Here is a 6,816-nt window from a genome sequence, read left to right on the forward strand (position 1 = left end):
ATGATTGAGTACCCGGAGCGAATGTCCGGGTACTGACAAACGGGCGTTTACACAAAATCTGGTACAGGCCCTGCAAACAACGGAGTCATCCATGAAAGCATCCTGTAGCATCGCAATCAGCGGCCAACATAGGCAGAGTCTGTTTTCATCCCGCCGCGTCTCTTACTCCCGATCTATTGGGACGCGCCCCTGTCGGATGTCCCTGGAAAACGTATCAGACAGATTGCCGGGCTGCAGCGGTTTCATCCGGTTTTTCTTTTTCACGTCGGGGAAAGCAAGCGTTGTATCCAGCAAGCCGTGGTTATAGCAGTATTTGTCGGCATGACCACTCAGCAGTATTCGCCAGTTATAGCGCATGTCAGGGCTGAGTGACTGTCCGTGGCGGAGGATGTTGGTGGTGCAATTATTCCACAGAGTGTGATATTTCTCCGGAAAATCATGAATGCGTGTGAGGCGTTGCAGATAATCATGCAGCAGAGAAGCCGCATCGGGCGGTGTCAGAGACAGGGGATAGATGAAAACCCGTTCCTCGCGGACACTGGCCCGGACGCCAATAACATCCCGTTCATCCGCAACCAGATAAATAACCGGGTATTGCCGCAGGAATCCCCTGATGACTGACCACGGTTGCCGGAGTTTGCGGCGGGTTTCAACCGAAATGGCTATCCAGGTACCATCAGACAGACCAAAGCTCAGAAAAACATGGGCAATGTGTCGGCTTCCCCAATATGACAGTATCAGGTCTGTTCCCTGCACGTCGCCTAAGCGGAAGGTACGATCATACCAGGCGGGGAGGGGGGGGCCGTTACTGTCATAACGAAAATTCCGGATATGATGCAGTGTTAATTTGTCATTATCTTGCCAGGTGACGTATGACAGCCTTTCATATTCAGGAAGCCACGGCTCTTTCTGTTTAGCGATCACTGGAGGTATCCTTCTGCCGGTATCGTCTGCTGAACCAGGTCAGTCTGACCGGATGGACGAGAGCATGCAGGGCCCGGGAATAATCCAGTAACAGCCCCGGAGTCCAGGCCATCGTTGTTGCCCTTTTACGCAACTGAGCGGCTATCCAGAGCTCGGGTATCAGAAACAACCGCAGAAAGTGGATCCACCCGCCATGACCGCCACGAACACCGTCCAGAGCAGCCTCAAGTGCATAAGCCACACTGCTTGAACAGTTTCGCCAGGTGAGATTGTAAATCTCCTGTTGTCGGTATTGTGTCCAGAAATGCGTCAGTGAGGCTGGGCTGAAATCATGAAAAACAATTTTCCGGTCCGACTCACACCAGGCGGCAGCCTCTGATGTGTAGCCCTCCTTGAACTCTCCAGCCACGTTATTATCTCTTACCGCTCTGAGTGTATTGAAAAACTCTGCTGGAGAACGGTCTATATCCACTGCCGGATACAGGCTGATGTAGATATCCGGCCCCATCTCAAGTGCCGCGTGGCCCGTTGAGATTACGCCTCTGGCGTCTACTGCTGCGATATACCGGTTGAGCACGGGTCTGGAAACGGGAGTCGTTGCGGATGAGCCTTCCGGTGTCCATACGTGTACTGTCAGTTGCTGTCCCGGCTGTGCGGTAGCAACGGCATTTGATTCTTCAGCCTGAACATCCGTTCCCAGTAAATCATCTGGGGTGAACATATCAAAAATCCGGTAGCCATCTCTCAAATGTCGCAGGCGGAAAGCCAGTAGCGCACACTGAATACCACTGGTCAGCATGAGCATGCCAATGAGCTGTGGCACGGTACCGTCATGTTTCGCGGGATAGGGCAGGAAAAGGAACAGAGCAAATATAAGCTGGAATATCCCCCCACAAAGCGCTCTGCGCCAATGTGGGTACCGCACGACCCAGGCTGACGTAACCACAAACAAACCGGTCATGAAACAGGCAAAACCAAAAATTATGGCCATCATCAGGTTACTGCTGTGGCGGCCTGAAAGTATCAATATAGCGACAAATCCGATTATTCCACCTTTGAAGCAGAAGATGCTTCTACGGGCACCCTGCGTACCCGATGCAGTCAGCAGGGTAAGCATACTTTCAGCCAGCAGAAAATAGCCAAACACATGGAACGGAAAGTAACTGGCTTCCATCATGCCGTCCGCCAGCACCGCAGCACCGGCAAAACTCCACAGAAGACTGGCAAGGAAAAGTATCGGTGAATTGCGACGTACAAAATCTGAACCCGTAAGCAGAAGCGCTATCTGGAGCATGGTCAGAACTCCTGTTTTGCATGAGGCGTCAGTACATTGCCTGCTTCAGTCCAGTATCCAACAAGGATGTTGTCGTGCTGTCCAGGCATACAAAACATATTCCGCTCTGCAATGACGACCTCTCCAAATCCAGGCAGAGACAAGCGGAAACGGTATTCTTTTTCAATCTGTTTTCCGGCCAGAACCGCCTGCCATCGTGATTCAATTTTTGCCTGGGTTGGCGCACCTACCAGGGCGAAAAGTGATTCACGGGAGTGAACAGCGGCAGTGACCTTACCCAGGTTGCTGACGACTGTCGGATCCCAGTGGATGATGCCAGTTCTTATATCCAGATAATAGGCGACCTCGCCATCATCATCCGGCCTGGCGGCGTTAGCATTAAAGATTGTTCGCATCTGAATACGAATAAATATCATCAGGATCGCAGTGCCTGCCAGATAACACTGCGCAATCAGCAGCGGTTCTCCGTAGAGCAGTCCCTTAATAAAAAAAGGTCCGGTCTGCTGCCATGAAAAATAAATAACGAGCGTACAGAATAAGGCGTATACCAGCGCGCCAGCGCGGTCACTACTTATGACCGGGACCAGCACAGTGATCAATACAGGGATGCAGGCCAAAGCATAAACTCCCCCAACCTGATCTTCCCGCGCCGGAGGCAGGGTAAATATCAGCACGGTACTGAAAACGGTCAGTGCTGCAGCAACGACGGCGGCGAACCACCTCCTGTTTACAGGGGGATCTGACGCACGCACCAGTCCGGTCAGCACCGTAGTGATAACAATACATCCGACAACATTTGCTGCCCACCAGATCCCTGCAGTACGAATAAATGAAAACGCATACTGCGAAGCCAGCCATCTGGTTCCTGCAACAGCGGCGATGGCACTAAAAATCCCAACTGACACCAGCCATACCACGACTTTTCGCAGATCATCCGCATGTCCGGCAAAGCGCCTGACGCACCAAGTAATCATAAAGTCACAGGACAGCGAGACAACAGACAGCACCAAAGACGTCCCCGGAGAGTGCCGCATCAGTGCATCAAGCAGGGTTCGCGTGAGAAAAAGTGCCAGATAGATCAAATACCATTTTTTGCCGGGTGCCAGAAGGAAAGCGCTAACGGCCACACCCGCAGGGAACCAAACAAGAGCAACCCTGCTGATCGGATCGTCAAGCAGCAACGAACAATAGCCGAGCGTAAAATACAGCAGGGACCAGGGCAATATATAAAGGAAGAGTCTGTATCGTTCTGATGCTGATTCTTTCACAGGCAACCCCAGAGTTAAATACCAGGAAACCGATGGTTAATAATGAAATTGCAAGGAGCCGCGTTTCTCACCGGTATGTCAACGGGTATCCACAAGGGCCCGGGTCCATTATTTGCAGGTAAGATGCCATTCATGGACAGCGGCCTGATATTTTTGACGCAGCGGACCCACCGGGACATATATCGTTTTTATCATTTATATCGCCTAAAGTCACATTCCCTATATGATGGCATGCAGTCTGCAGGAGAACGAGGGCAAAAACGCAGCTCAGTCTGAATTTCATCAAGACTTATCCTTAATTTTTGTATGGTTACCAACCGTAACCAAATATATTCTGTTGAACATACATGCTGCCTGCTGTCTTCGGGATTTTCTCTCCGGGGGCTTGCTGGCATTATTGAACAACGCTTGTTAAGTTGATCAGACAGTAATACTCGTAGATCAGGGTTTACAGTGACGAACGAATCTCAAAATGCTGGTACTCCGCTGTCAGCTTTGTCGTATCCCGCCTTGTCTGTGGTGGAAAGTGGATGATCTGAATCACGGAAAGCTTGCGACAAGGGAAATGCGTCCGCAGACGTCAGCATCCGACCGTGTCTGAATACGATGGAAGATTAAAAAAAAGCATTCCACCTGCATTCAATATAATTTATAAATTCACGAAACAAAAAAGAATAACGACTCCGGTATCGCCATACAAGATAAATGGGTAATTTTGGTAATTGCCATTCTGGGAGGAACTCAACCAGAGAACCTTCTTTAATGTTATGATTTACTGTCCATTTAGGTACCGCGATACAAATACCCTTTCCTCCAATTGTCATATTGACAATACCTCTCGTACTGTTTGAAAGAAATAATTTTCCGTATTCTATCATTAAGTTAATTGATTCATCTTCTTTTTATAAATGTAAAGTTTGATTCAGTGATGGATGATCAAGTTTAATGATAGAATGACCATGGATGTCGGTCGGGTTGCATATCGATTTTGTGTTTTTTAAATACTGCGGAGAAGCATACATACCAAATGGTACGGGGTTTAAGTTTTTATGTATCAGATCAGGGCTATCAATAAATCCGCTTTTTATCACTAAATCATCAAATTCTGGCGAATCAGCTGAAAAACTCCCGGCTTCCCTTGAGTTTAAATTAATATTAGCATCCTGATGGCTATCCATATAATCCCATACCCACGAACTAATCAGTGAATCACATAACACTCCAGGGGCGGACAGTTTTATGTTGCCGCTCATAGATGTGTTTATATCGTTGATTTCATTAACAAGGGTATGATAGGTATTGCACAATTCCATGGATTTTTTATACGCAATCTTTCCTGCAGTGGTAATCTCGAAATGATGTGCATTTCTTCTTATTAGCTGACAATCAAAAGTATCCTCTAATTTAGCAATCGATTTGCTGATTGATGAAATGCTAACCTTGATTTCTTGCGCGGCTTTAGAAAAGCTTTTTTTATCAACAACCTTTATAAAAACTAACCAGTCATATACTGTTCGATATTTTTTGCTTTTCACTATATTCACCATCCATACCCAAAAGTGTTTTTATTTCAATAAATTCATTCACTGAAAAAATCATTATCAATGATAAAATTAATCACAGAATGCATAATCATAATGAAAATATCACTTAATAATTAGATAAATGATACAATATTAACAATTGCGTTACCTAAATAAACGCTTAACGGTGGTGATGTTTCCATCATCTGAAGAGGGGCTTTGTTGAATAAATCGAACCTTTGGCCGTAGTCAGGATCTGATCACCACATTCACGATCCTGTAGCGGTGGTAATCCCCCCGAAAAATCGGTGTGTTGATAAGTAGAATTATCTCGTAATCTGAACCGGGGAGAGTTCTATGAAAAAATCACGTTTTACTGACAGCCAAATCATGTCCATCCTGAAACAAGCTGGGGCCGGAACACCGGTGGCCGAACTGTGCCGTGAGCACGGCATGAGTAATGCCAGTTTCTATAAATGGCGTTCTCGCTATGGCGGGATGGATGCTTCCATGATGACCCGCCTTAAAGGGTTCTGTCGCATTAACGACAGCAGACCGGCTGAAAATGCGCTGCCTGCTTTTCAGGCAGCCAGAAGGTAAAACTGTTCTGCCGGCGACAATCCGTCTCCGTCAGGATGAGCATACTGCCCCTTGCGTATCATGTGAACCAGCTCAATACCCGCAAGGACAGCCTGCGCCCGGCGGAATGATTTGAATCCCAGCATCTGTCGTATCCGGCGTTTGATATTACGGTGATCCTGCTCAACCAGATTATTCAGGTACTTATTCTGTCTGACCTTTATGCAGTCATCTGCCTCTTTTCCGGTATTACGTTCCGCAAGGGCGGCGGTGTTTGCACCGCTTTTATCGATAGTCACCACTTCCGGTTCACCATGGTGGCGGATGGCCTTACGGAAGAAACGCAGAGCTGCTGCCGTATCCCGCTTCGCCGTCAGCAGGAAGTCAATGGTCTGCCCTGCGGTATCGACGGCCCGGTACAGGTATTTCCACTGCCCTCTGACTCTGATGTAGGTTTCGTCCATTCGCCAGGTACCTGCGGACACACTGAGCGATAACATCGGTGGGATAATGCGGGCGTCCTGCGTGAAGGCGGCATTCAGCGCCGCTTTTTCAACATAGAAGCCGTTGTCTCTTGCAGGGGCAGGCGTCACGCCGGATTTCCACTCCCGGTTATCCATCACGTAATTGTCCCAGCCCTGGTCTTTTAACGTTTCCGTGGCGTAGGTCAGCCGGAATAAATCCGACTGTGCAGCCAGATCACCACTGCAGGAGCGCCAGAGGTACTCCAGATGCTGATGTAATTTACCCGCAGCCCCGTGTTTACGACCACGCTCAAGCAGCCATTGAATATCAATGGCGACGCTCCTGGGGAAGCGCCTCTGCTTTTGAGCCGTCGCCAGCCAGCGGATAATAAACAGGTTTTCGGCATATGGCGTACCGGTCGCACCGTCCTGACGGGCCAAACCTAACGCCGCCAGTGCGCAAAACGCCAGATGGCTAAGCGCTGAGGTGGTATTTTCCGGTATATCGGATCCGGTCTTGTCTGACAATGGCTACCCTGCCCTTTGAAACGAAGCGTTAGTGGCTAATTTGTGCCAGGTCATCAGCGGTCAGACCGGTCATTTTCATGACTGAATCGCGATCGATACCGTTTTGCAGCATTGTGCGGGCAACTTCGAGTTTGCCTTCGAGTTTGCCTTCATGGCGTCCTTTCTCTATACCGCGTTGTTCACCAAGCTGGATACCCTTCTCGATGCCCTTTTGTTCAAGCTGTTGTGCAATAGTC

General features: G+C 48.6%; 6 protein-coding genes and 3 pseudogenes. 1 reads left to right on the forward strand and 8 read right to left on the reverse strand.

Going from position 1 to position 6,816, the window contains the following annotated elements:
• Positions 1-162: 162 nt before the first annotated feature.
• The 5 genes from J8X26_RS25740 to J8X26_RS25760 all read right to left on the reverse strand — a co-directional run bounded on the left by J8X26_RS25740 (position 163) and on the right by J8X26_RS25760 (position 5,021).
• On the reverse strand, positions 163-924 hold the full coding sequence (locus tag J8X26_RS25740; protein WP_208952404.1) for a DUF4105 domain-containing protein: 762 nt from the start codon (positions 922-924) through the stop codon (positions 163-165).
• Entirely contained in the window at positions 914-2,218 is a 1,305-nt protein-coding gene (locus J8X26_RS25745) for an HdeD family acid-resistance protein (protein WP_208952405.1), read from the reverse strand. The genes J8X26_RS25740 and J8X26_RS25745 overlap by 11 nt, the downstream gene beginning before the upstream one ends.
• Positions 2,219-2,220: 2 nt before the next feature.
• Positions 2,221-3,486, reverse strand: coding sequence for an MASE1 domain-containing protein (locus J8X26_RS25750; protein ID WP_208952406.1), 1,266 nt, complete (start codon positions 3,484-3,486; stop codon positions 2,221-2,223).
• Between the two features lie 614 nt (positions 3,487-4,100).
• The gene (locus J8X26_RS28120) at positions 4,101-4,364 is read right to left on the reverse strand and encodes a LysR substrate-binding domain-containing protein (RefSeq protein ID WP_374101309.1); all 264 of its coding nucleotides are present in this window, start codon (positions 4,362-4,364) and stop codon (positions 4,101-4,103) included.
• Between the two features lie 24 nt (positions 4,365-4,388).
• Positions 4,389-5,021, reverse strand: a complete 633-nt coding sequence (locus J8X26_RS25760; RefSeq protein WP_208952408.1) for a LysR family transcriptional regulator — start codon at positions 5,019-5,021, stop codon at positions 4,389-4,391.
• Between the two features lie 345 nt (positions 5,022-5,366).
• Here J8X26_RS25760 and J8X26_RS25765 point away from each other — a divergent pair.
• Positions 5,367-5,537 (forward strand): annotated as a pseudogene (locus tag J8X26_RS25765) (transposase); the annotation flags it as partial.
• A 53-nt stretch (positions 5,538-5,590) separates the two neighbouring features.
• Here J8X26_RS25765 and J8X26_RS25770 read toward each other — a convergent pair.
• The 3 genes and pseudogenes from J8X26_RS25770 to J8X26_RS25780 form a co-directional block, all read right to left on the reverse strand.
• Positions 5,591-6,058 (reverse strand): annotated as a pseudogene (locus tag J8X26_RS25770) (IS6 family transposase); the annotation flags it as partial.
• Between the two features lie 87 nt (positions 6,059-6,145).
• Positions 6,146-6,580, reverse strand: a pseudogene (locus tag J8X26_RS25775) (DUF2913 family protein); the annotation flags it as partial.
• 28 nt (positions 6,581-6,608) lie between these two features.
• On the reverse strand, positions 6,609-6,816 hold a 208-nt coding region (locus J8X26_RS25780; RefSeq protein WP_208952409.1), incomplete at its 5' end, for an Rpn family recombination-promoting nuclease/putative transposase.

The sequence above is a fragment of the Rahnella sp. ChDrAdgB13 genome (genome assembly GCF_017655185.1).
GTDB classification, from domain to species: Bacteria; Pseudomonadota; Gammaproteobacteria; order Enterobacterales; family Enterobacteriaceae; genus Rahnella; species Rahnella contaminans.

Excerpts from the sequence above, each read along its gene's own strand:
- J8X26_RS25745 (WP_208952405.1), bottom strand. The coding sequence starts at position 2,218 with ATGCTCCAGATAGCGCTTCTGCTTACGGGTTCAGATTTTGTACGTCGC.
- J8X26_RS28120 (WP_374101309.1), bottom strand. The coding sequence starts at position 4,364 with ATGATAGAATACGGAAAATTATTTCTTTCAAACAGTACGAGAGGTATT.